At 40.8% G+C, this 22,841-nt stretch carries 23 protein-coding genes and 2 tRNA genes; 16 read left to right on the forward strand and 9 right to left on the reverse strand.

All coding sequences use genetic code 11. The features are described from left to right. Positions 1–35: 35 nt before the first annotated feature. A complete protein-coding gene (locus WHS63_RS04665) occupies positions 36–803 on the forward strand; it encodes an exonuclease domain-containing protein (protein ID WP_445204102.1) in 768 nt (255 codons plus the stop codon). Positions 804–872: 69 nt separating this feature from the next. Continuing rightward, on the forward strand, positions 873–1,625 hold the full coding sequence (locus WHS63_RS04670) for a methyltransferase family protein (RefSeq protein ID WP_445204103.1): 753 nt from the start codon (positions 873–875) through the stop codon (positions 1,623–1,625). On the opposite strand, the gene WHS63_RS04675 is transcribed toward WHS63_RS04670, so the two are convergent. Then, on the reverse strand, positions 1,622–2,524 hold the full coding sequence (locus WHS63_RS04675) for a diacylglycerol/lipid kinase family protein (protein WP_445204104.1): 903 nt from the start codon (positions 2,522–2,524) through the stop codon (positions 1,622–1,624). The two genes, WHS63_RS04670 and WHS63_RS04675, sit on opposite strands and share 4 nt — an antisense overlap. 104 nt (positions 2,525–2,628) lie before the next feature. Here WHS63_RS04675 and WHS63_RS04680 point away from each other — a divergent pair, with 104 nt between their 5' ends. Further along, positions 2,629–3,240 (forward strand): fumarylacetoacetate hydrolase family protein, encoded by a 612-nt coding sequence (locus WHS63_RS04680; protein ID WP_445204105.1) that lies wholly within the window; start codon positions 2,629–2,631, stop codon positions 3,238–3,240. Between the two features lie 39 nt (positions 3,241–3,279). Here WHS63_RS04680 and WHS63_RS04685 read toward each other — a convergent pair whose 3' ends face one another. Beyond that, positions 3,280–4,137 (reverse strand): HD domain-containing protein, encoded by an 858-nt coding sequence (locus tag WHS63_RS04685; RefSeq protein ID WP_445204106.1) that lies wholly within the window; start codon positions 4,135–4,137, stop codon positions 3,280–3,282. An 80-nt stretch (positions 4,138–4,217) separates the two neighbouring features. Continuing rightward, positions 4,218–4,478, reverse strand: coding sequence for a DNA-binding protein (locus tag WHS63_RS04690; protein WP_369489885.1), 261 nt, complete (start codon positions 4,476–4,478; stop codon positions 4,218–4,220). 319 nt (positions 4,479–4,797) lie between these two features. Between WHS63_RS04690 and WHS63_RS04695 the strand changes: the two genes are divergently transcribed. After that, positions 4,798–5,622, forward strand: a complete 825-nt coding sequence (locus WHS63_RS04695; protein ID WP_445204107.1) for an HAD family hydrolase — start codon at positions 4,798–4,800, stop codon at positions 5,620–5,622. Between the two features lie 8 nt (positions 5,623–5,630). Here the strand turns inward: WHS63_RS04695 and WHS63_RS04700 are convergent, their stop codons facing one another. Continuing rightward, positions 5,631–6,146 (reverse strand): DUF7935 family protein, encoded by a 516-nt coding sequence (locus tag WHS63_RS04700; protein WP_445198475.1) that lies wholly within the window; start codon positions 6,144–6,146, stop codon positions 5,631–5,633. A gap of 106 nt (positions 6,147–6,252) precedes the next feature. On the opposite strand from WHS63_RS04700, the gene WHS63_RS04705 reads away from it, so the two are divergent. The 3 genes from WHS63_RS04705 to WHS63_RS04715 all read left to right on the forward strand — a co-directional run bounded on the left by WHS63_RS04705 (position 6,253) and on the right by WHS63_RS04715 (position 9,376). Beyond that, a complete protein-coding gene (locus WHS63_RS04705; protein ID WP_445204108.1) occupies positions 6,253–7,446 on the forward strand; it encodes a pyridoxal phosphate-dependent aminotransferase in 1,194 nt (397 codons plus the stop codon). Between the two features lie 89 nt (positions 7,447–7,535). Further along, the gene (gene mltG, locus WHS63_RS04710) at positions 7,536–8,570 is read left to right on the forward strand and encodes an endolytic transglycosylase MltG (protein ID WP_445204109.1); all 1,035 of its coding nucleotides are present in this window, start codon (positions 7,536–7,538) and stop codon (positions 8,568–8,570) included. 176 nt (positions 8,571–8,746) lie between these two features. Continuing rightward, positions 8,747–9,376, forward strand: coding sequence for a SagB/ThcOx family dehydrogenase (locus tag WHS63_RS04715; protein WP_445204110.1), 630 nt, complete (start codon positions 8,747–8,749; stop codon positions 9,374–9,376). A gap of 95 nt (positions 9,377–9,471) precedes the next feature. Here the strand turns inward: WHS63_RS04715 and WHS63_RS04720 are convergent, their stop codons facing one another. From WHS63_RS04720 to WHS63_RS04730, 3 genes are read right to left on the reverse strand one after another with little or no spacing between them, the layout of a single operon-like run. Beyond that, positions 9,472–9,909, reverse strand: a complete 438-nt coding sequence (locus tag WHS63_RS04720) for a GNAT family N-acetyltransferase (RefSeq protein ID WP_445202716.1) — start codon at positions 9,907–9,909, stop codon at positions 9,472–9,474. Positions 9,910–9,913: 4 nt separating this feature from the next. Then, the gene (locus WHS63_RS04725; protein ID WP_445204111.1) at positions 9,914–11,320 is read right to left on the reverse strand and encodes an NfeD family protein; all 1,407 of its coding nucleotides are present in this window, start codon (positions 11,318–11,320) and stop codon (positions 9,914–9,916) included. Positions 11,321–11,359: 39 nt separating this feature from the next. Continuing rightward, a complete protein-coding gene (locus WHS63_RS04730; protein WP_445204112.1) occupies positions 11,360–12,115 on the reverse strand; it encodes a menaquinone biosynthetic enzyme MqnA/MqnD family protein in 756 nt (251 codons plus the stop codon). A 123-nt stretch (positions 12,116–12,238) separates the two neighbouring features. Between WHS63_RS04730 and purB the strand changes: the two genes are divergently transcribed. Together purB and WHS63_RS04740 are read left to right on the forward strand one after the other, a co-directional pair. After that, a complete protein-coding gene (gene purB, locus WHS63_RS04735) occupies positions 12,239–13,585 on the forward strand; it encodes an adenylosuccinate lyase (RefSeq protein ID WP_445204113.1) in 1,347 nt (448 codons plus the stop codon). An 83-nt stretch (positions 13,586–13,668) separates the two neighbouring features. Continuing rightward, positions 13,669–15,486: an ABC transporter ATP-binding protein gene (locus tag WHS63_RS04740; RefSeq protein ID WP_445204114.1), complete on the forward strand. Its 1,818-nt coding sequence runs from the start codon at positions 13,669–13,671 to the stop codon at positions 15,484–15,486. 286 nt (positions 15,487–15,772) lie between these two features. Here WHS63_RS04740 and WHS63_RS04745 read toward each other — a convergent pair. Next, positions 15,773–15,861, reverse strand: a tRNA-Ser gene (locus WHS63_RS04745). A 111-nt stretch (positions 15,862–15,972) separates the two neighbouring features. On the opposite strand from WHS63_RS04745, the gene WHS63_RS04750 reads away from it, so the two are divergent. After that, positions 15,973–16,194: a DUF6132 family protein gene (locus WHS63_RS04750; RefSeq protein WP_439655716.1), complete on the forward strand. Its 222-nt coding sequence runs from the start codon at positions 15,973–15,975 to the stop codon at positions 16,192–16,194. A gap of 31 nt (positions 16,195–16,225) precedes the next feature. Here WHS63_RS04750 and WHS63_RS04755 read toward each other — a convergent pair. Continuing rightward, positions 16,226–16,315 (reverse strand) — tRNA-Ser (locus WHS63_RS04755). A gap of 254 nt (positions 16,316–16,569) precedes the next feature. Between WHS63_RS04755 and WHS63_RS04760 the strand changes: the two genes are divergently transcribed. The 6 genes from WHS63_RS04760 (at position 16,570) to WHS63_RS04785 (ending at position 22,611) form a co-directional block, all read left to right on the forward strand. Continuing rightward, positions 16,570–16,842 carry an HU family DNA-binding protein gene (locus WHS63_RS04760; RefSeq protein ID WP_369489896.1) on the forward strand — a complete coding sequence of 91 codons (273 nt, stop codon included), beginning with the start codon at positions 16,570–16,572 and terminating at the stop codon, positions 16,840–16,842. A 61-nt stretch (positions 16,843–16,903) separates the two neighbouring features. Next, on the forward strand, positions 16,904–17,614 hold the full coding sequence (locus tag WHS63_RS04765) for a TrmH family RNA methyltransferase (RefSeq protein ID WP_445204115.1): 711 nt from the start codon (positions 16,904–16,906) through the stop codon (positions 17,612–17,614). 62 nt (positions 17,615–17,676) lie between these two features. Then, on the forward strand, positions 17,677–18,390 hold the full coding sequence (locus WHS63_RS04770) for a LytR/AlgR family response regulator transcription factor (RefSeq protein WP_445204116.1): 714 nt from the start codon (positions 17,677–17,679) through the stop codon (positions 18,388–18,390). Positions 18,391–18,396: 6 nt separating this feature from the next. Beyond that, positions 18,397–19,587, forward strand: coding sequence for an aspartate aminotransferase family protein (locus WHS63_RS04775; RefSeq protein WP_445204117.1), 1,191 nt, complete (start codon positions 18,397–18,399; stop codon positions 19,585–19,587). Between the two features lie 10 nt (positions 19,588–19,597). Then, positions 19,598–20,506 carry a hypothetical protein gene (locus WHS63_RS04780; protein WP_445204118.1) on the forward strand — a complete coding sequence of 303 codons (909 nt, stop codon included), beginning with the start codon at positions 19,598–19,600 and terminating at the stop codon, positions 20,504–20,506. 71 nt (positions 20,507–20,577) lie between these two features. Further along, positions 20,578–22,611: a dipeptidyl-peptidase 3 family protein gene (locus tag WHS63_RS04785; RefSeq protein ID WP_445204119.1), complete on the forward strand. Its 2,034-nt coding sequence runs from the start codon at positions 20,578–20,580 to the stop codon at positions 22,609–22,611. Positions 22,612–22,841 lie beyond the last annotated feature (230 nt).

The raw sequence follows: 22,841 nt of genomic DNA on the forward strand, positions 1-22,841 counted from the left end.
TTGGGGAAGTTTTTTTATTAATAAAGGTAATATTAATGGGATTAAATATTAAGAACCCGCTGGTAGTATTCGACCTGGAAACCACCGGAATAGATGTTGTTAAGGATAGAATAGTTGAAATTGCTGTGCTAAAGGTATTCCCTAACGGAAACCGGGAATCAAAGGTTAGGCGCATAAATCCTGAAATGCCTATACCACCTGAGGCTACTGCTGTCCATGGAATAACCGATGATGATGTAAAAGATGCGCCAACCTTTAAGGAGATAGCAAAATCGTTGGCAAACTATATTGAGGGTTGCGATTTTGCTGGTTTCAACTCCAACAAGTTCGATTTACCTCTTTTGGCCGAAGAGTTCCTCCGTGCTGGGGTTGATATCGATTTGAAAAAACGGAAGTTTATCGATGTTCAAACCATTTTCCATAAAATGGAAAAGAGAACCCTGGCTGCAGCATACAAGTTTTACCTGGATAAGGACTTGGTGAATGCCCACAGCGCCGAAGCCGATACCCTCGCCACCTTCGAAATCCTATGCGCTCAGGTTGAACGGTATCCTGAGTTAAAAAACGATGTCGATTTTCTTTCGGAGTTCAGTTCGTTTAATCGCAATGTCGATTTTGCTGGCCGTATCATTCTCGATGACAAAGGGGTTGAGGTATTTAACTTTGGGAAGCACAAAGGTAAGGCTGTTGTGGAAGTATTAAAGGCTGAACCCAGCTACTATTCATGGATGATGAATGGTGAATTCCCCTTGTACACCAAAAAGGTTCTCACTAACATCTACTTAAAAATGAAACAAAAATAATTTGCCCCACAGTATTAACCTATATTAACAAATGCTATATTTACGCCAGTATTCTATAAATGGATTTGTATGGCATTGATTGAAACATTCCGTCGCCAAGGCGACTTTCTTTTTAGGTATCGCAGCTATTTACCGGTGCTTTTAATTTTAGCAGGTATAGGTTACTATGTTTACCTCCTGGTAACCAAGCAGTATTCATATAATGCATTTTACTTCTTTGCCTGCTTTTTGGTGAGCTTTATTGGACTGGTTATACGCGCTATTACCATTGGTTACACTCCTAAGAATACTTCAGGAAGGAATACCAAGGAGCAGGTTGCCGATACGGTTAACACTTCAGGAATGTACTCGTTAGTCCGCCATCCGCTTTACCTTGGTAATTTTTTCATGTGGTTTGGCCTTGCTCTTCTTACTAAGAGCTACTGGTTTGTCATATCTTTTCTTTTAGTTTACTGGCTCTACTACGAACGAATAATGTACGCCGAGGAATTTTTCCTACGCAACAAGTTTGGTTCGGATTACCTCAATTGGGCCGATAGCGTTCCCACTTTTATTCCGCGCAGGTTCAGGTGGCGCTCACCAAACAATTACTTTTCCATCCGTAATGTAATTAAGCGCGAGAGCATTGGGCTTTTCAAGTTAGTGCTACTGTTTTTTGTTTTTCAGTACATACACGATGTGGTTTCAAATGGGGGTAAACTCCTTGAGCTAAGTTCGTGGGGTAGGGCATGGTTCATTGCCTTTATTATTGTCGGCATAATTTACCTGGCTTTACGAACTATCAGAAAGAAAACCCGTTTGCTCGATGTGGATGGTCGTTAAGGTACAATAATCCTTAACCCCTTATTCACTACTGTAATCCTAATTTTTCTATCCATTATAATGGGTTCACCATCAAAGTGAACCACATCTTCGCGTTTTCGCTTTATTACAACCTTTTGGGCCTTACCGGTTTGTAGAACCGTGCTTTTATTAATGGTTCGGGTGAATAGCATTGCACCAATGGCAGGTGCTTGAAGCAGATTTATGGGCGACATAATGGCTATGTCGAGTAACCCATCTTGTATATCGGCATTTGGTGCTATATACGCATTATTGCCATATTGCGATGCGTTGGCACACGTAATAAGAAAGGCTTTCACTTTCATTTTTTGTGTGCCATCAATTTTAACCTTGTACTTCTTGGGTTTATACCTAATAAAGTCAGTTAGCGCCACCTTAACATAGTTAAAAAAACCTCGGCCTTTCTCTTTGGCAAAGCGGTAACCAATATGAGCATCAAAACCCACGCCACAGGTACAAAAGAATGGTAACCCGTTTACGAGCCCGTAGTCTATTGATTCAACCCTAAGCTTATTTATCACCTGTATCGCTTTGGCTGCATCAAGCGGGATTCTTAGGTGCCTTGCAAGACCATTGCCTGATCCCAAAGGTATAATACCCATTACGCAATCGGTGTTTATAATGGCGCTGCCAACCTCGTTAACCGTTCCGTCGCCACCAACTGCAACAAAATACTTGAACCCCTCAGCAATTTTTTCACTTATAATCTGTAAGGCATCACCCTTTTTTCGGGTGAAAAGGATTTCGGGCTCAAATGTCTCGTTGTCAATTGTATTATTGATAGTGTGCAGTATACTTTCCTTACCGCGTGTTCCAGAAATGGGATTTACAATAAAAAGTATTCTTTTGCGGGTGGACTTTGTTATGGGATCAGCCATGGAACTTACTTTTGAACATACAAAAGTAAAACCTTTTTTAATAGCATCAAACTAACTACCTTTGTTTGGCTTTGCTCATTCATGGACATAAAAAATTGCTCATAATGAAAATCATTTGCATTGGTAGAAACTATAGGGATCATGCTAAGGAAATGAATGCCGATGTGCCTGAGGTTCCGGTATTCTTTATTAAGCCCGATAATTGTTTGCTTCGCAATAATCAACCCTTTTTTTATCCTGATTTTACGAACGATTTGCAATATGAACTAGAAGTTGTGCTTCGAATTAACAGATTAGGGCGGAGTATCAAGCAAAAGTTTGCCCACCGTTACTACGATGCCATAACCCTTGGTATCGATTTCACTGCTCGTGACTTACAGCGCGAGTGTAAAGCAAAAGGATTACCCTGGGAAGTATCCAAAGCGTTCGACTATTCTGCTCCAGTAGGAACTTTTATCCCCAAAGAGGAGCTGGGCGATTTAAATGGCTTAAACTTTCGACTTGAGGTAAACGGAAAAGTAGTACAGCAAGGGAATACTGCAAACATGATTTTTGGCTACGATGAGCTTATTTCGTACGTTTCACGATTCATAACTTTCAGAACTGGCGATCTTCTTTTTACCGGCACCCCAAGCGGTGTAGGGTCTGTTAATGTTGGCGATAGGCTGCAAGCCTATTTGAATGACAGGCTGATGCTCGACTTTTTTATTAAGTAATGGTTTTACAGCAAAACTATTGTCGTATTCCCTTTAACCTTAAATGGGTATAGCAGTGGTAACCTCATGTTCTAACTGTAACCTTTTGAAAAAGGTTAACGGGTAACTGGCGGTTAGTGTGCTTAAAGCGTAGTCAATGGTTTGTTCAATGCTGTTCGATTGAATTACCAGCTGTTCATGCAAGGTATTTACTACTGCGTATGCGCTATCCTGGTAGGTAATGCCTTGCGATATTTCACCTTCAAGTTTTGTGAAAAAGTCCATGATTTCGCGGTAGCGTTGCCTCTGCCTGTCGGAATAACGGTGTAGCGAGGAGTATGCATTTGTAAAACTTGTAAACCTATTACGTAGATTTGCCAGAACCTTGCGTGGAAGCTGTTCGATGCTAATGCCACGCTTCAGGTAAATTTCAGTATACCGAAAAACGCCAACAAATCCAAGTGCGTCAAGATCATCGGCGGTGGATACGAGTAAAGCCAAGTTGAGCATGTCATCAGGCTTTGTAACCGGGTGCTGCTTTACCGATTTATCATCGTGCAACTCTACAGCTTTTATAATCAGTGTTTTTTGCGATTCCGTTAGATCTGGGAAGAGGCTGAGATATTGCTTGCATAGCTCGGCACCCTCAGCCCCATGTTGCTCGTCGAGGGTTTTGGTTAGGCCAGCATCGTGAAAGAAACAGGCAATTATTGCATTTTCAATTAGCTGTTCAGTGATTGTTAGTCCAGCCTTATGCAGTTCAATCAGTAAACCCCGGCAATGTAACCACACCCTAATATGGTGTTGCAGATTGTGCGAGGGTAACGACACATTTGTGAATATACTCTCAAGGTGGCGGTAAAGGTTCGACAAGTGTTTTGTCTCAATCCTATGAATTTTAGAGAGTAACTCTTCCATGGTTTGTATGTAGTTTATGCAAAGTAAATAAAAAAGCAGGAAAAATTTTCCTGCTTTTACGTGATTTCGATAGAATTGTTTTAAGCCATCTCCTTTGATTTGGCAATAATTTCATAGGCGATATCGAGTATTGTAGTATCGTCGAGGGTTACTATTCCACCATCAGGCCCCGGTTCAAGGTGAAATCCCACAGCACCTCCATCCTTGTAGTTGGTTCCACCAAAATAATTGCGGACAGTTTCAACATTAACGTTCAACCTGTCCGCAATTACCTGCATGCTACCATCAGGAAGGCTATCTTTAACCCTCCTGAGCTCATTAAATGTGATTATTTTAGTCATAATTACAGGGTTTTAAAATGATTTTTACACCTTAAATATAAAAAATTAAGTTCAAAATGTAAAATGATTTAACCAAATTTTAACGTTAAAAAAACACATTATTTTCTAGTTTTTTATACGAAATTTCCTTTTGGATGTTTTAATATTGAAGTAGTGGAAAATATTACTATTCTGGTAAATGATTCGAGGTTAACATAAAGACAATCATTGTTTTACAAATAAATTATTAAACTCTAAATTACTTTTAAACCACATATACCATAGTGGCTTTAAACTTTTCCAGGAACCTTAATATCTTTGCGGAAAATATAGGCATTTCATGATTAGACTGGTAGTAACCGATTTGGATGGTACACTCCTGCGTTCCGACCATAAGTTTAACGACGAAGATATGGTATCCCTAAACCGGTTAGGCGAAATGGGGATCATACGTGCCATTGCTACTGGTCGTTCACCCTTTTCAGCATCAACTGTTTTGCCCGACGATTTTCCCATCGATTACCTTTTGTTCTCTTCCGGAGCAGGAATTATGCGCTGGTCCGATAAGTCGATTATTCATGCCAACCAGCTTTCACCGGAAGTTGTTCAGTATGTAATTGCCCTACTTGTTGAAATGCATGCCGATTTTATGGTTCATGAGCCAATTCCCTTAAATCATTGTTTCCACTACCACAGTTCTGGTAAACTAAACTCTGATTTTGAACGAAGAATTAGCCTCTATAAGGATTACTCTCAACCCTTAATAACTGGTGTGCCATTTCCAGGACCTGCTTCGCAGGTGTTGGCCGTTTTACCCAATGATATTGAAAGGTTCAATGCCATTTCCAAAAAGCTAAACGGGGTTCAGGTTATAAGAGCAACCTCCCCGCTCGATGGCAAGTCAATTTGGCTTGAAATTTTTCCTGAAGGGGTTTCAAAATCCGGAGGTATTCAATGGTTGTGTAGCTATATTGGCGGAATTCAGCCCTGTAATTTGTTGGCCTTAGGCAACGATTACAACGATATTGATATGCTTAACCTTGCCGGTGAAGCTTTTGTGGTTTCAAACGCACCCGGTGAGCTAAAGGACAAATTTCAGGTTGTGCCGGTAAACGATGAAGCCGGTTTTTCACATGCTGTTAAAAGGGCGCTAAAAATAGGTTAAACAAGGTTTTAAAGTATCTCCTTTACCTCTTTCTTTAAAAATTCAATGGCCAGCGAGGTGGGATTAATCTCAAGTTCAGCGTAAGTTTCAAGAATTTTTTTGCTCAAATCGAAGCTGCTATCGTTTGGTGCAACTTTTTCGCTACAAATATTTATTAGCTTAACAATGTTTTCCTTAGCATTTTTAACCATCTCCCATGCCTCATTGCTAACATATAGCTGCTGGGAAAGGTTGTGCTCCCATTCCGCTCTGATGTTTCCAAGTAACGCACTTTGTAGGTCGCTAGCAAGCATCCCCTTTTTATTAACTCTTACAATTATTGATTCAGGCGAAATCCGCTCCATTAAGAGTATTAAGCGCTCGTATGCCTGAAGTCGGAGCGGTAGTGAAACCTTTATGGTGTTAAACATTAATTCCGCCTTTTGCCTTTGAGTTTCATTCTTGATAAGAGTTCGCAAGGCAAGATATCCTGCCAGGAATACCATAAGTGCGGGTATTGTGATTTTCAGAATTTCGGCAAACATATTTTAATGTTTTTGGACAGTTTAGGTGTATATGAATGACAAATTACTTTATTTTTGAAACTCTAAAATTAGTAAAACAATTTGGAATTCCCTAAAACGTTAAACCATGGAAAAGGTATCAGCCAGAATAGCAGCTCTTGAGGAGTCGCAAACCATTGCAATGTCAAAAAAGTCGCGCGAACTTGCTGCACAGGGTATCGATGTAATTAGCCTTAGCGTAGGCGAACCCGATTTCTTTACCCCCGACTTTGTAAAGGAAGCTGCCAAGAAAGCCATCGACCAGAACTTTTCGTTTTATACACCGGTTGCGGGTTACAAGGATTTACTGGAAGCTATTTGTGGAAAGCTTAAACGTGAAAACAACCTCGAGTACCAGCCCGACCAAATTGTGGTTTCGGGTGGAGCTAAGCATAGCCTTTCAAACGTGTTGATGTGTATTGTTGATAAGGACGATGAGGTTATTGTTCCTGCCCCATACTGGGTTAGCTATGTTGAGCTGGTAAAGCTTGCTGAGGGGAAAAGCGTGGTGATTGAAACCTCGCTTGATAGCGATTTTAAGATTACCCCCAAACAGCTTGAGGCTGCCATTACACCTAAAACCAGAGCCCTACTTTTGTGTTCGCCTTCTAACCCTACGGGTAGTGTATACACCTACGATGAGTTAAAGGCAATTGCTCAAATTATTGAGAAGCACCCAAATATCATTGTAATTTCCGATGAGATTTATGAACATATCAATTTTATTGGCAAACATGAGAGTATTGCTCAGTTTGATTCTATTCGGGATAGAGTAGTTATTATCAATGGCGTTTCAAAGGGGTATGCCATGACCGGTTGGCGCATAGGATTTTCGGCATCGGCCAAATGGATTGCCAAAGCATGTGAGAAACTACAGGGTCAGCAAACATCGGGCGTTTGTAGTATTTCCCAACGAGCTGCTATTGCTGCATTTAACTCCGATGGCGAATACACCCGCCAAATGCGTGAGGCTTTTCGGCGTCGTCGCGATTTGATGTATGAAGGTTTCTCATCAATTCCTGGCTTCAAGTTGAATAAGCCACAGGGTGCGTTCTACATTTTCCCTGAAATATCGGAACTGCTTGGCAAGCAGTATAACGGTGAAACCATAAAAACCTCTGATGACCTTGCCATGTTCCTTCTGAATCATGCACATGTTGCCGTTGTTCCGGGTTCGGCTTTTGGTTCACCAGAATGCATAAGGCTTTCGTATGCTACATCGGACGATAAGCTTATGGAATCCATTGAACGTATTAAGAAAGCAGTTGCTTTACTCATGTAAAGCTATTTCCTTTTAACATTATATAGCATCGAACTACATGGTTATTTCGATGCTTTTTTTTATTTTAGTTTAGTATTACTTTTTTGAAGATGAAGAAATTTGTAAAGTTTGGGTTGGTTATCGCCTTGGTTGGATTAGCGATTGGAGTTTTGCTCCTTTTAAGGCTCTATTTTACGTTTCGTGCTCCCAATGTAGCAGTCCCAAAGGAGACATTAATATATATTCCCACAGGTTCAAACTATAACGATGTTCTAAATATTCTTGCTAATAATAAGGTATTAAAAAGTATCGACAGGTTCAAAAGGGTGGCACAATACTACGATTACGAAAAATCTGTTAAACCCGGATGCTATGCTTTTAAGCCCGGTATGAGTAATTCCTCCATGGTTAAAATGCTAAAGTATGGACATCAAAAGCCAGTAAAGGTAACCTTTACTGGCATGCGAACCTGGCAACAGCTAGCACAACGCATTTCTTCACAGATTGAAGCCGATTCGGTTTCGCTTATTAATCTGTTTACTTCCGATTCAGTAGCGTTTAATCGGGGTTTCACTCCTAGCACTTTTATGGCAATGTTTATTCCTAATACATACGAATTCTACTGGAATACCCATGCATTAGGATTTATCAATAGGATGTACAAGGAGTATAACCGTTTTTGGAACGAGAGCCGGATTCATAAAGCCGATGGAATTGGATTATCGCCGGTTGAGGTAGCAATTTTGGCATCAATTGTTGAGGAAGAAACCAATGTTAAATCGGAGATGCCAATAATTGCTGGGGTTTATTTAAACCGATTACGGAAGGGAATACCCCTCCAGGCTGACCCAACGGTTAAGTTTGCCATTGGCGATTTTACAATCCGAAGGGTATTAACCCGCCATTTAGCCGTTGACTCTCCTTTTAATACCTATAAACACAGGGGATTACCTCCTGGCCCTATCCGGATACCTTCAGTTATTGCTATTGATGCTGTGCTAAACGCGCAAAAACATAGCTATCTTTACTTCTGCGCTTCGCCCGATTTTTCTGGACGTCATATTTTTGCCCAAACATTGGCGGAACATAACAGAAATGCGGCGGAATACCGAAGGGCGCTTAACAAGGAACGAATTTATCGTTAATAATTATTTGATATGAAACACCCATGTACGGCAGCTTGCACAAACACAGATGAACAACCGAGCGTTTTTTGCGAGCTCGACGAAGTCAAACTATGGGTGTTCCATCCGCTCGATTAAGTTTAATAAAAGCAAGACAGTAACGTGTTAGTAATTAATAATATAAATATCTTGCACGGATGAAAACGTTACCATTCTTAGTGGCTGTTTTGTTATCGTTGGCATCAAACGGACAAAACGATAGCATTACCAAACTACCCGAACCCAGCCGGGTTAAGGGTAAAAACATCATGGAAGCCTTTGCTAACCGTGCCTCGGTTAGGGAATTTGATACTCAGGAATTAGACCTTCAGGAAATTGCCGATTTGCTGTGGGCTGCAAACGGTATTAACCGTCCTGCCGAAGGCAAACGAACCGCCCCAACTGCCATGAACACTCAGGATATTGATGTTTACCTTGTAAATAGCAAGGGAGCATTTTTGTACGATGCCAAGGCTCATGCACTAGTTCTAATCAATAGTGGTGATTACCGTTCAGCAGTTGCCGGTTCGCAGCAAAACTTTGCCAAAGCCCCTATTTTTCTTGTGATTGTCTCCGATGTTGCCCGCTTTCAGCGAGGCGATGAGAGCCAAAAAATGACTTGGGCTGCCATGGATGCAGCAATTGTTTCACAGAACATTAACCTGTTCTGTGCCGGTGTTGGGCTAAGAACTCGCCCAAGGGTTTGGATGGAAACCGAAAAACTTAAGGAGATACTTAAGCTCAAGGAAACTCAACGGCCAATGATGAACAATCCAGTAAGTCGCTAATGGGTAAAGGTGTTTTCTGATATAGATTTTAAGAAAATAAATGCATCGAAAAAAATCGATGCATTTTTTATTCCTCTATAGGAATGTGTTGACTTTTAAATGCTTATGCTATTCAAATCCCTGATAATGTATACATCGTAATCGCCAAGGTATTGAAAGCCGAACTGTTTGTATAGGTTAATGGCTGCAATATTATTGCGATGTACCTCGAGCTTTACCTGATAGCCTTTGGCTTTGACAAACCTGAGCGATTCACGGGTAAGCATCTTTCCTATCCCCTGCCTTTGGTAGTTAGGATGGACGCCAAAATGGTGTAAGTGAATTCTACGGCCATCAAAGGTCATCCAGCTTGTACCAATTACCATTCCATCCGAATTTACAGCCACAAGCAGCTTACCTCCCAGGTCAATGCTTTGCTGAATTATTTCCAGGTTGTCGCCTCGGGCAGGATTGCCAAGGTTGGTGAGCTGCCAAAGCTCACTTAATCCTTCATAATCGCTAGGCTGAAAGTCTCGAATGGTAATACTTTCCATAGTACTATAGTTTAACAACGTAAAGTTGCCCCGACTCGTCCTTTGATACCTTAACCTTGCTCCCCTTTTCGATGTAGCCAAATTCGGCAACGGCATCAAACCAACTATTTCCTATTTGGATTTTACCCGATGGGCGAAGGGTAGTAATGGCAATTCCCTCGGCACCAACCATGTTCTTAATTTTTGTATCAATGCCAACAAACCCTTCTTCTTTATTCAGGTTACTTTGTAAGGCCAGATTAGGAAATAGGGGGGATGTTAGTAGTTTACGGCTTAGCGCTATGCCTCCAATCAACCCAATAAATACAGCCAAAACAACTATACCAAAGGGTTTAAGAATGGTCATCAGGTTAAAGTTAACCGGATCTCGGAAAATCTCATTATCAATCATGGCTAAGGTTAATCCTGCTACCATAAGCACTATTCCCGAAATGCCGGTGACACCAAATCCGGGTATGGCAAAAATCTCAACCATTAGTAGAATAACCCCAACTACAAAGATGATAATCTCCCAGTGTTCAACTAGCCCTTCGAGGTAAAGCGGCGCAAAGTAAAGGATGGCTGCTATAGCTGCTGCAGCGAGTGGAAAGCCAACGCCCGGAGTTTGAAGTTCAAAGTAGATACCGCCAATAATAATCATTATAAGTATGCCCGATACAAATGGATTGGTTAGAAAACCAATTATGCGATCGAGTAGCGATGAACGAAACTCAGCAATTGTATACGATTTGATTCCTGCTTGCTCCATAACCTCGTTTACATTTTCGGCTTTCCCTTCGCAGTAGCCATGCTTTATGGCCTCATCGGCTGTGAAAGTAAGAACCTTTCCGGAATCGATAATTCCTTCAATGTATATTGAGGGATCTACCATGGCCTCAGCTATTCTGGGATCGCGTCGCCATTTTAGTATCGTATCGTTCCCTGTAATGAGTGTATCGTAGCCTTTGGCCTCAGCGGTTGCTCGCATAGTGCTACGCATGAACGATTGAAATTTATCGGGGACAACATTGCCCGATTGGTCTACAACCGTAGCTGCACCAATGCTTCCGCCTTTTCGCATGTAAATACTATCGCAAGCAATTGAAATCAAAGCACCTGCCGATGCGGCCTGGTTATCAATAAAAACCCATACAGGAATTTTACTGTTCAGGATTTTGGTTCTAATTGAGTCGGCTACATCAACCATTCCACCATAGGTGTTCATGTGTATGAGAATAATATCAGCATTGAGGTTTTGGGCTTCCTCAAAGCCAACCTTCACCGACCTCCATGCCGCAGGCATGATATTCTCTTTTATATTTATCTTGTAAATCAATTTGCTTGCCGGTAGGCTATCCTGTGCTTGGGCTGGTATATGTATGCCAGCCAAAAGCAACAATATAAAAAGTCTTAGTATTCTTAAGGTTTTCATGGTATGGTTTTATATTGGTAAAATTATAAAAAATTGATGTTAGTTCAGTTTGGCCGATAGGGTTTGAAAAAGTTTTATTGCCTTAAATTTCTCCTCATCAAGGGTGTAGGATATGTTTTGTTTCAAGTAGGTTATGGCGTCTTCACGACTTATTGAGAGGGGGCTAAATTCGTCGACCGCTTTTTCAATTGAGTTTACACCAAGTTCAAGTCCGGTGTTAAGTTCCTCAATAAGTTCCTTAGGTAATTGTTTTGTTGTTGCCCATACAGCAAAAACAAAGGGTAAACCATATGCATTGAACCAATCATTTGATAAATCCACTACATATGCAAAGTGATTTTCGGCTTCAAATACTCTATCACCAATTAAAACGATAGCCTCGTATTCTTTAAGTAATTTGTAATTATCTGAGGGTTTTAAGGGAATAAAGTCTGGTTTAATATTCCACACATTCTGGCATAAAATTTTAACAAGGATTACCGAAGTGCGCGACTGGTAATCGAGGTATATTCTTTTAATATCGCTTAAATTACTATTGCTCATTAGTGCCACTGAACGTACTTTTCCAATAGAGCCAATGCAATAATTGCTTATAATATCAAACGAACTGAAATCGCTCAAGGCACCAACAGGTAGTAAACTCAAATCAACCTGATTGTTGGCAAGTTTTCGGGCGCATTCTGCCGGGTAATCGTATAGAAGTTCAATTTTGTTAAATACCGATGAATGCTTTAACCCGTATGCAAAAGGCGCTGTATTTAAATACGATATGGCCGATACCTTATACTTTTTCATGGCAAAATATTAGTTTGCTAAGGTAGCAATTTTGAAAAGTTATTGTTCATTGCTAAAAAACCTGCTTACATAAACCTTTAACATTGAGTTATGTTTAGTAAATTTGGGCAAATTTTGTAAAACATGTTGAACCATAGTTTGCATTCCATTTCTCCAATCGATGGACGTTATGCAAAAAAAACAGAATCGCTGTCGGGTTACTTTTCCGAGTTTGCCCTAATTAAGTATAGGGTTTGGGTTGAACTTGAATATTTTATTGCCCTTTGTGAGATTCCTTTGCCCCAACTCCAGGGGTTTGATAAATCAAAATTCACCATACTACGCGAAATCTACAAAAGCTTTGGTGAATCCGATGCCCTTAGGGTTAAGGAAATAGAAAAGGTTACCAACCACGATGTAAAGGCAGTAGAATACTTTCTGCGAGAGAAGTTCGATGCTTATGGTTTAGAGTCGTATAAGGAGTTTATACACTTTGGTTTAACATCGCAGGATGTAAACAACACTGCATTTCCTGCAATGCTCCGCGATTCCCTTAAGGCTGAATATCTCCCACTGCTTGAAAAATTATTGGGAAAGCTTAAAGAGCTGAGTACCCAGTGGGCCGATATTCCCATGCTAGCCCATACTCATGGTCAGCCAGCATCGCCAACTCGATTGGGCAAAGAGTTTCGGGTTTTTGTGGAACGCATCGAGGTTCAGCTAGAGCAGCTCGAGCACATACCATACTCGGCAAAATTTGGGGGAGCAACTGGAAATTTCAATGCACATATTGCAGCCTATCCAAGTATTAACTGGGTAGGATTTGCAAATCAATTTGTGAACTACAAGTTGGGACTGCACCGGAGCCAAACTACAACCCAAATAGAACATTACGATAACCTGGCCGCCATGTTCGATTGCTTGCGGCGTATCAACAGCATTCTTATTGACTTTAGCCGCGATGTTTGGATGTACATCTCCATGGAATACTTCAAGCAAAAAATTAAGGAAGGCGAGGTGGGCTCATCGGCCATGCCCCATAAGGTAAATCCGATAGACTTTGAGAATGCCGAAGGCAATTTAGGATTGGCGAATGCTTTATTTGACCATATGGCCAACAAACTTCCAATCTCACGCCTTCAGCGCGATTTAACCGATTCAACTGTTATCAGGAACATTGGTGTTCCCATTGCACATTCCTTTATCGCATTAAAATCAATACTTAATGGACTTGACAAGTTAATTGTCAATATTGATGCCATTAATGCAGACTTACAGAGTAACTGGATGGTAATTGCTGAGGGAATTCAAACTATTCTTCGCCGCGAGGGTTACCCAAACCCTTACGATGCTTTAAAATTGCTTACCCGAACAAATCAGCAGGTTACATCTGAGACCTTTACAAATTTTGTTAATAGTTTGAACGTAAAAGATTCGGTTAAAAGGGAACTCTTAGAGCTGACTCCTTTCTCTTACCTTGGTATTAAATAGTTTTAATTATAGAAAATAAAGGCTATTCAAATTAATTTCACTGAATAAATAGGTTACTTTTGCAATCATTATAAACACATGCTATGAAGAAATTTATCCGAATACTCAAATACCTTTATCCATTCAAATGGTATGTTGTGATTAATGTTTTTACCAATGTGCTAGCAGCAGTCTTTTCGCTGTTCTCATTGGCCATGCTAATACCCTTTTTACAGCTTCTTTTTGGAACAGTTCCTCTTGTTGAGGTAAAACCAGAGTTCGTGATTTCCGCAAAGGGACTTGCCCAATACCTTAACTACTATTTAAGTGAAATTATTAAAACACACGATAGAGCATCGGCGTTACTATTTGTTATTGTATTGGTTTTAGTAGCCTCATTCCTTAAAAACCTCTTTACTTACCTTTCATTATACTATTTAGCTCCCATCAGAACAGGTGTGTTACAAAATATGCGAAACCTACTCTACCGCAAGGTTGTCGATTTACCTCTTGGATACTTCACCGAGGAAAAGAAGGGAGATATTATCAGCAAGATGACAAACGATGTAAACGAAATTGAGATTTCAATCATTCGTTCACTGGAGATGTTCTTCCGCGACCCAATCATTATAATCATACACCTGATCGGTCTTATCTACATTAGCCCACAGTTAACCCTTTTTGTTCTACTCATTTTACCTCTTACCGGAGGTGTAATTGGAAGGGTGGGTAAGAACCTTCGGAAAACTTCATTTAAAGGACAAACCAAGATGGGCATTATCCTTACCATGATTGAGGAAACCATAGGCGGATTAAGAGTAATAAAAGCTTTTAATGCCGAAAACAAAGTGATTTCGCGTTTCGAAAGCATGAATAGCTTTTACTCCTTGCTGATGAAAAAGATGTGGCGTAGGCGCGATTTGGCTTCACCTCTAAGCGAATTCCTTGGTACCGTTGTGGTTGTTCTTGTTCTGTGGTATGGAGGTAATCTAATATTTGCGGGCAAGGGTAATTTAGGCCCTGAGGCATTAATTGCTTACATTGGAATATTTTACATGATTATTAACCCTGCCAAGTCGTTTTCAAATGCATACTATAACGTACTTAAGGGTCTTGCTTCAGCTGATAGGGTCGATACCATACTTAATGCCGAAAATCCGATCAAGGTTAGCGCTGGTGCTAAAATCATTGAATCGTTTAATCATGATATTGAATTCCGCAATGTAAGCTTTAAGTACCAGGACGATTGGGTTCTTAAAAACATTAACCTTACCATAAAGAAAGGTATGACTGTTGCCCTTGTAGGGCAATCGGGGTCGGGTAAGAGTACCATGGTCGACCTTATACCCCGTTTTTGGGATGTTACTGAGGGTGAAATTCTGATTGATGGTGTAAATATCAAGGATTACGACATAGCCAGTTTGAGGAATCTGATGGGTAATGTTAACCAGGATCCAATTCTGTTCAACGATACCTTTTATAATAATATAGCGTTCGGAGTTGATGGAGCCAAAATGGAGGATGTGGTAAATGCGGCAAAAATTGCAAATGCTCACGATTTTATTATTGCCACCCCAAATGGATACCATACCAATGTAGGCGACAGGGGAAGTAAACTTTCCGGTGGACAACGCCAAAGGGTTAGCATAGCCAGAGCAATTCTGAAAAATCCCCCTATCATGATACTCGATGAGGCAACCAGTGCTCTTGACACCGAGTCGGAAAGGTTGGTTCAGGATGCCATTGATAACCTCATGAAACACCGTACCTCCATTGTTATTGCACACAGGCTCTCTACTATCCGCAAGGCTGACTTAATTTGTGTCCTTCATGAAGGCGAAATTGTTGAGCGCGGAAAACACGACGAACTGCTTGAACTTAACGGTTACTATGCTAGGCTTCACAGTATGCAGTTACTGTAAAGTTACTGGACATTAGCTATTTTGCCGTTCTATTCAGGAACGGCTTTTTTTATGTTGATTTTTTGAGCAGAATGAATTGAACAATTCGGCAGAGCCGTTCTCGGTTCGAACCCTTTGGCCCGGTATGAATAAAAAAAAGCAGGAACATAACATTCCTACTTTGTGGCGGAGAGAGAGGGATTACTCGCAATGCTCGTGAGCTCGAACGGCAGAGCCGTTCTCGGTTCGAACCCTTCGGCCCGGTATAAATAAAAAAAAGTAGGAACACAACATTCCTACTTTGTAGCGGAGAGAGAGGGATTCGAACCCTCGGACCCGGTTACCCGGGTCAACGGTTTTCGAGACCGCCCCGTTCGACCGCTCCGGCATCTCTCCATTAAACCGTTTGGGCTTGCAAAAATAATTACTTTATATCTATATGCAAACATATAGAACAAGTTTTTGCAATTGTTGTTACTTTTGCAATAAATATAAATATATAAATAGATGAATATGAATTTAAAGACCAAAGTGGATCACTTTTACCAATGGTTTAAGGCAAAGAAAAGGATTACCTATCCAGTTCTTGCCGTTGCAATTGGAATTGTAGCGGGTTACCTTTACTATTATTATATAGGGTGTAACAGTGGTAGTTGCCCAATTACCTCATCGCCGTGGAGTAGTATGGGGATAGGTGGGCTTATGGGGTGGTTGTTGGTATCAAAATAAAAAACGAAGGGTGTTACCCTTCGTTTTTTTTTGGCGGAGAAAGAGGGATTCGAACCCCCGGTCCGCGTAAACGGACAACGGTTTTCAAGACCGCCGCATTCGACCACTCTGCCATTTCTCCGCTGCAAAAATAGTTGCTTTTTCCTTTTTGACAAATAGCTTGTTGAAAAAATGTTGAAAAAAGTATACTTTTACTTGCATTGTATCAAAAAAACGCTATAAATTAGCATCATATAAAGAGAATGGTTTTTAAAAATCAACAAAAATGGCTATCGAGACAAAAAAAAATTTCAAAAAACTTGCATTTATTAATAAATGTAATAATTTTGTCTTTGATAGTCAACTAACTATTATTAACCCTAAATTCTATTTATTATGAACAAAGCACAATTAATCGATGCAATTGCTGCTGAAGCCAAGATTACCAAGGCTGATGCTAAGAAAGCTCTTGACGCTTTCATCAAGACTACCGGTAACGCTCTTAAGAAAGGTGACCGCGTTGCTCTAGTAGGTTTTGGCTCTTTCTCAGTTGCTAAGAGAAATGCTAGAACTGGCCGCAACCCTCAAACCGGAAAGCCCATCAACATTAAGGCTAAAAAGGTTGTTAAGTTCAAAGCTGGTAGCGAACTTAGCGGAAAAGTTAACTAATTATTTGCCTTTTTTTCAAAAAGGAGAGCCTGCATTGGTTCTCCTTTTTTATTTTTGTTCAATGAAGCTGAATATTGACCCCACCGATAAAGAACTGCGCAAAAGGCTGATTGATTACCTGTCGCAATTTATTTACGATAGAAGGTATCAGTTATTCAGGAGCATCATTAGTAATAGAACACGCTACGTCACTGTTGTTCTTGAAGATATCTACCAGGCTCAGAATGCAAGCGCTACCCTTAGAACTTGCGATTGTTTAGGCGTTCAGGACATACACATAATTGAAAATAGCAACAAATTCTCGGTTGATAGCGAGGTTGATATGGGGGCTTCCAAATGGCTCACTCTACACCGGTACAACAAACTTGAGAATAACACCCTTGAGGCGATTAACACCCTAAGAGGAAAGGGATATAGAATTGTTGCTACTACTCCGCACGATAATGATTGTACCATTAGGGAACTCGATTTATCAAAGGGAAAGGTCGCTTTGCTTTTTGGTACTGAGCTTACCGGTTTATCGGATTTAGCGCTAAAAAATGCCGATGAGTATGTTAGAATACCCATGTTTGGCTTCACTGAGAGCTACAATATTTCAGTTTCAGTTGCCATAACCCTTTATGAGCTAACAAACAGGATTCGGAATTCTGAAATTGATTATAGGTTATCGCCCGACGAACAGGATGAGCTGATGCTTCAGTGGCTGAGGGCTTCAATTCGTAGCTCAAGTTTGATAGAAAAACGTTTTTTTAATGAACTAAAAATGCATTAGCCTGAATTTTTTCTATCAATTTTTTGTAAATTCGTAAAAAAATCACAGCAAAACAATTGGTTATGAACTGTATACTTGTAGATGACGATGAGATGTCGAGAAGGTTAATTGAGGATTATGCTTCAAGGGTTGACTTTATCAATCTGGTTCGCTCTTTCTCCAATCCTATTGAGGCACTTAGTTTCCTTCAAAACCAAAACGACGATGTTCATTTGGTTTTTCTTGATATCGAGATGCCTGAGATGTCGGGAATCGATTTTCTCGAGACCAGTTCAGCTAAACCCCAAGTTGTTATTATATCGTCAAAGAAAAAGTATGCTCTAAAGGCATTTGACTACAGTGTAACCGATTACCTTTTAAAACCCATTACTTTCCCTCGATTTTTTAAAGCAGTATCCCGATGCTATGAGCGATACAACCAGTTACGCTCGCCATTCGACGATGATAGGGAAATTTTTATCAAGAAAAATAACTCGCTGGTAAGGGTTAGGTATGGCGATATCCTTTGGATTGAGGCTATGGAGAACTACGTGATTATTGTAACCAGCCATGAACGGTTTACCATTCATTTAACCATGAAATCTATTGAAAATCAGCTACCCAGCGTGAGGTTTAAGCGTGTTCATCGCTCCTTTATAGTTAATGTTGGTAAAATTGAAACCATTGAGGATAACGTAATATCGATACGGAGCAACGAAGGTCGTAAAACCATTCCCATTGGAAAATCGTATCGCGAGTCATTGATAAACGAGCTAAATCTAATTGCAAATAAGTAGGACGAAATGAATGTGTTGAGGCAGCTCTTTCTGGAGCATTTAGCCCAAACATCGGAATCGCCCCTAATGCTTGAGATAAATAAAGCTGACGGGGTTTTTCTATTTGGGCCAGATGGTAAAAAGTATTTCGATTTAATTTCCGGCATCTCAGTAAGTAACCTTGGTCATGGAAACCCCATGGTGGTTAAAGCTGTTCAGAACCAAGCAGCTGATTTCATGCACCTTATGGTTTACGGGGAGTACATCCAAAAACCTCAGGTTGAGCTCACCGCTCAGCTTACCAGGTTACTGCCTGAGAATTTAAATTCGGTATACCTTGTTAACTCTGGTAGCGAGGCCGTTGAGGGTGCGCTTAAGCTAGCAAAACGATTTACCGGTAGGAGTGAGATTGTAGCATTCAAAAATGCATACCATGGAAGCACACATGGCGCTTTAAGCGTAATGGGTTGCGAGGAGCAGAAGCGAAACTACCGCCCCTTACTCCCCGATGTACGTTTATTAAACTTTAATAGTTTAGCCGATTTAGATCAAATTACAACCCGAACAGCCTGCGTGATCATTGAGCCCATACAGGGCGAAGGAGGTATTCGATTACCTTACGTTGATTACCTTCGTAAGTTGAAACAACGATGCAGTGAAACGGGTGCATTACTAATATTTGATGAGATACAGACTGGAATGGGGCGTACTGGAAGCATGTTTGCTTTCCAAAGATTTGAGGTTATCCCTGACATTCTGTTACTGGCAAAAGCCTTTGGCGGTGGAATGCCATTGGGGGCCTTTATTTCATCAAAAGAAATTATGAGGGTATTAACCCACAACCCAATTCTCGGACATATAACTACTTTTGGAGGGCATCCGGTTTCGTGCGCTGCAGCCATTGCATCGCTCAACTTTTTAATCCATGAGAAAGTTATTGAACAGGTTGAACTTAAAGGCTCAATCATTGCCGAGGCTTTGGCAAAGCATCCAAAGGTTAGGGAGGTGCGTCGAGCTGGACTTATGATGGCTGTTGAGCTGGGAACGTTTGACAGGGTTCAGGCGTTGATTAAGTATGGCCTCGACCACGGATTCATTTTGGACTGGTTTTTGTTCTGTAATACTGCAGTCCGCATTGCTCCACCTCTTATAATCACTGAGGATGAATGCCGAACCGTTGCAAATTTGATAGTTGAGGGTTTAAATGCTATTCAATAATGTTTCTGTTATGCGCAGTGTAGTATTTTTGGGATTGTTTTTTTTGCCGCTTTCACTTTTTTCTCAGGTAGCATTCGATTTTGTTAAAACTGAGGATTCACTAAAGTTAGTTTTTAACAGTATTTCAGCAGAAACCTCCTACTCCCGTCGCGATTCGTTGAATACAATTTTTTTAGGTATACTCAGGAGTACCTTGGAGGTTCAAACCTCGTTTACCTATCCTTTTGATTCAATCCGGATAGGGAAATTAAAATCGCCCGATGGCAGATTTCGTATTTTTACCTGGAATATCCCACAGCCGGGTGGTTACCAAAAGTATTTTGGGTTGTTGCAGGTTAAAAAGGTCGATGGAAATGTGGCGTTGATTGAACTTAAGGATGGTCGAAAAAGTATTACCGATGTAAAAAACGAAAAGTTGCCTGCTGAACGATGGATGGCCGCGCTTTACTATCAATTGGCTCAGTTCCCAACGGCTAACGGAAATGCTTACGTTCTGTTGGGATACGATTTCAATAATCTTTTTACATCAAAAAAGATTATAGATGTTCTAACTTTCGATAGCCAAGGTACTCCAATTTTTGGTTCACCGGTTTTTAATGTTGATGGTAAGTATAGGCTATCGCGGATTGTTTTTGAATTCAATGCCCGTGTAAACATGGTGTTACGATACAACGATGATAGCAAAACCATTGTTTTCGATCATCTTTCACCTTCAAGCCCTGAATTTACAGGCGACTTTCAGTATTACGGCCCCGATGGCTCATTCGATGGTTTTAAGCTTGAGGGTACTGAATGGGTGTATGTAAGAGATTTGGATTTACGAAATCCACGCCGATCAAAACCTAAGCCGGTAAACGCTCCGGTCGACATTAAAGAGCCGGGTTTCCTTTACAAGCCTAACTCATCACCCAAAAAATAATTATGGTTTACTTTTTTGCTAATTATCTTTAGTATAATAGCTTCAAAATAATCAAACTAACCGTTAAATAAATGAAAAGGCTAATGACTTTAATTTGTTTTGCAACTGCCGGATTTGCAATTTCCAGTTGCGACTCAGGGAAAAAGAACGATGATTTCAAGTGGCAAATCGATCAGTTTGCCGACATACGCATAATGCGTTACCAAATTCCTGAGTTTGAAAAACTCACACCCCAACAGCGCGTGTTGGTTTACTACTTAAGCGAGGCTGCCAAGTGTGGACGCGATATTATTTGGGATCAGAATTATAAGCACAATCTTGCTGTGCGCTCAATACTGGAGGCATTATATAAAGGGTATCCTGGCGAACGGAATGGTGAGCAGTGGAACCAGTTTATGGTATATTTGAAACGCGTTTGGTTCTCAAACGGAATCCATCACCACTACTCGAACGATAAAATTATGCCTGGTTTTAGCGCTGAGTACTTTACACAGCTCGTAAACCAAACCCCTGATTCACTCTTTCCTTCGGAGCTGGGAGGTAAGGTTCAAATCATCGAAAAGTATTTGCCAATCATTTTTGACCCTAACGTTGCTCCCAAAAGGGTTAACCAGGAAGCCGGTGTTGACATGGTGGCTCAGTCGGCCTGTAATTACTATGAGGGTGTAACCCAAGCTGAAGCCGAAAAGTTTTATGCCAGCTTGGCAAATCCTGCCGATTCAACTCCAATATCCTATGGGTTGAACTCAAAATTGGTAAAGGAGAACGGAAAGATTGTTGAAAAGGTTTGGCATTTAGGCGGTATGTATGGTAAAGCAATTGAACGCATTGTTTACTGGCTGGAGAAAGCCGCTACGGTTGCTGAAAACGACCACCAGCGCCAGGTGATAGAGAAACTGATAGATTATTACAAAACCGGCGACCTTAAAAAGTTTGATGAGTACAATGTACTTTGGGTTAACGATTTACAATCCAGGGTTGATTTTGTGAATGGATTTATTGAGAACTATGGCGATCCCTTGGGTTACAAGGCAAGCTGGGAGTCGGTTGTAAATTTCAGAAACGACGAGGCAACTCGCCGTACTCAAACAATTAGCGGAAACGCTCAATGGTTTGAGGATCACTCGCCAATTGATGATCAGTTCAAGAAGAAAGAGGTAAAGGGAGTAACGGCTAAGGTAATTACCGTTGCTCAGCTGGGAGGCGATTGTTACCCTTCAACCCCTATTGGTATTAATTTGCCCAATGCCGATTGGATCCGTAAAGTTCATGGTTCAAAATCGGTTACCATGGATAATATTACCTACGCCTACGATCAGGCGGCTCTGGGAAATGGTTTCCTGGAGGAGTTTGCCTGGTCGGCACAGGAGGTTGAGCTAAACAAAAAGTATGGATACCTGGCAAGCAGCCTACATACCGATTTGCATGAGTGCCTTGGCCACGGATCAGGCCAGCTAGCCGATGGAGTTAAAGGCGATGAACTTAAAAATTACGGTTCGCCGTTGGAGGAGGCCCGTGCCGATCTATTTGCTCTTTACTATATTATGGACCCCAAAATGGTTGAACTTGGCCTAATTCCCAATCTGGATGTGGCTAAGGTTCAGTATTCGAATTACATACGTAATGGTCTTATGACTCAGCTTACCCGCGTTGAGTTGGGTAAGAACATTGAACAGGCCCATATGCGTAATCGTCAGCTGATTTCAAAGTGGTGCTATGAGCAGGGAAAAGCCGACAATGTAATTGAGCGCAAAGAGCGCGATGGCAAGGTTTACTTTGTGGTTAACGATTTTGAGAAGCTCCGTCAGCTTTTTGGGCAACTTCTAAAAGAAATACAGCGAATTAAATCAACTGGCGATTTTGAGGCAGGTAAAGCTTTGGTTGAGAACTACGCCGTTAAGGTTGATTACGATTTGCATAAGCAGGTTCTCGATAGGTTTGCAAAGCTTAACATTGCACCCTATGGTGGTTTTATTAACCCCCGGATTATCCCGGTTACTCAGGGCGACAGTGTGGTAGATGCCTTGGTGGAATACCCCGATAGCTATGTTGAGCAGATGTTAGAATATTCCAAGAGCTATTCATATCTACCCCTGTATAACTAACATAACTTTAATTTTTAAAGCCGGGTAATCCCGGCTTTTTTTATCAAATATAAATTTTTATCGGGTTTACCCCCGATAAGTCAATAGAAGCAAGTTATTCTTTTTAGGGGTGTCCCTATTGACTGAACTCCTCTAAAAATGTTTCTGTATTCACATTTTTATTAGCCCGGTTGTATTTGTTAATTCATGGCCATTTGGTTTAGCCGTTCACCTTTTACTATACCTCTAAC

It is taken from the genome of Tenuifilum sp. (assembly GCF_037481895.1).
GTDB lineage: Bacteria > Bacteroidota > Bacteroidia > Bacteroidales > Tenuifilaceae > Tenuifilum > Tenuifilum osseticum.

Bases quoted from the DNA above. Each gene is read 5' to 3' on its own strand.
- WHS63_RS04665 (WP_445204102.1), top strand. From the start codon at position 36: ATGGGATTAAATATTAAGAACCCGCTGGTAGTATTCGACCTGGAAACC.
- WHS63_RS04670 (WP_445204103.1), top strand. From the start codon at position 873: ATGGCATTGATTGAAACATTCCGTCGCCAAGGCGACTTTCTTTTTAGG.
- WHS63_RS04675 (WP_445204104.1), bottom strand. From the start codon at position 2,524: ATGGCTGATCCCATAACAAAGTCCACCCGCAAAAGAATACTTTTTATT.
- WHS63_RS04680 (WP_445204105.1), top strand. From the start codon at position 2,629: ATGAAAATCATTTGCATTGGTAGAAACTATAGGGATCATGCTAAGGAA.
- WHS63_RS04685 (WP_445204106.1), bottom strand. From the start codon at position 4,137: ATGGAAGAGTTACTCTCTAAAATTCATAGGATTGAGACAAAACACTTG.
- WHS63_RS04690 (WP_369489885.1), bottom strand. From the start codon at position 4,478: ATGACTAAAATAATCACATTTAATGAGCTCAGGAGGGTTAAAGATAGC.
- WHS63_RS04695 (WP_445204107.1), top strand. From the start codon at position 4,798: ATGATTAGACTGGTAGTAACCGATTTGGATGGTACACTCCTGCGTTCC.
- WHS63_RS04700 (WP_445198475.1), bottom strand. From the start codon at position 6,146: ATGTTTGCCGAAATTCTGAAAATCACAATACCCGCACTTATGGTATTC.
- WHS63_RS04705 (WP_445204108.1), top strand. From the start codon at position 6,253: ATGGAAAAGGTATCAGCCAGAATAGCAGCTCTTGAGGAGTCGCAAACC.
- mltG (WP_445204109.1), top strand. From the start codon at position 7,536: ATGAAGAAATTTGTAAAGTTTGGGTTGGTTATCGCCTTGGTTGGATTA.
- WHS63_RS04715 (WP_445204110.1), top strand. From the start codon at position 8,747: ATGAAAACGTTACCATTCTTAGTGGCTGTTTTGTTATCGTTGGCATCA.
- WHS63_RS04720 (WP_445202716.1), bottom strand. From the start codon at position 9,909: ATGGAAAGTATTACCATTCGAGACTTTCAGCCTAGCGATTATGAAGGA.
- WHS63_RS04725 (WP_445204111.1), bottom strand. From the start codon at position 11,320: ATGAAAACCTTAAGAATACTAAGACTTTTTATATTGTTGCTTTTGGCT.
- WHS63_RS04730 (WP_445204112.1), bottom strand. From the start codon at position 12,115: ATGAAAAAGTATAAGGTATCGGCCATATCGTATTTAAATACAGCGCCT.
- purB (WP_445204113.1), top strand. From the start codon at position 12,239: ATGTTGAACCATAGTTTGCATTCCATTTCTCCAATCGATGGACGTTAT.
- WHS63_RS04740 (WP_445204114.1), top strand. From the start codon at position 13,669: ATGAAGAAATTTATCCGAATACTCAAATACCTTTATCCATTCAAATGG.
- WHS63_RS04750 (WP_439655716.1), top strand. From the start codon at position 15,973: ATGAATATGAATTTAAAGACCAAAGTGGATCACTTTTACCAATGGTTT.
- WHS63_RS04760 (WP_369489896.1), top strand. From the start codon at position 16,570: ATGAACAAAGCACAATTAATCGATGCAATTGCTGCTGAAGCCAAGATT.
- WHS63_RS04765 (WP_445204115.1), top strand. From the start codon at position 16,904: ATGAAGCTGAATATTGACCCCACCGATAAAGAACTGCGCAAAAGGCTG.
- WHS63_RS04770 (WP_445204116.1), top strand. From the start codon at position 17,677: ATGAACTGTATACTTGTAGATGACGATGAGATGTCGAGAAGGTTAATT.
- WHS63_RS04775 (WP_445204117.1), top strand. From the start codon at position 18,397: ATGAATGTGTTGAGGCAGCTCTTTCTGGAGCATTTAGCCCAAACATCG.
- WHS63_RS04780 (WP_445204118.1), top strand. From the start codon at position 19,598: ATGCGCAGTGTAGTATTTTTGGGATTGTTTTTTTTGCCGCTTTCACTT.
- WHS63_RS04785 (WP_445204119.1), top strand. From the start codon at position 20,578: ATGAAAAGGCTAATGACTTTAATTTGTTTTGCAACTGCCGGATTTGCA.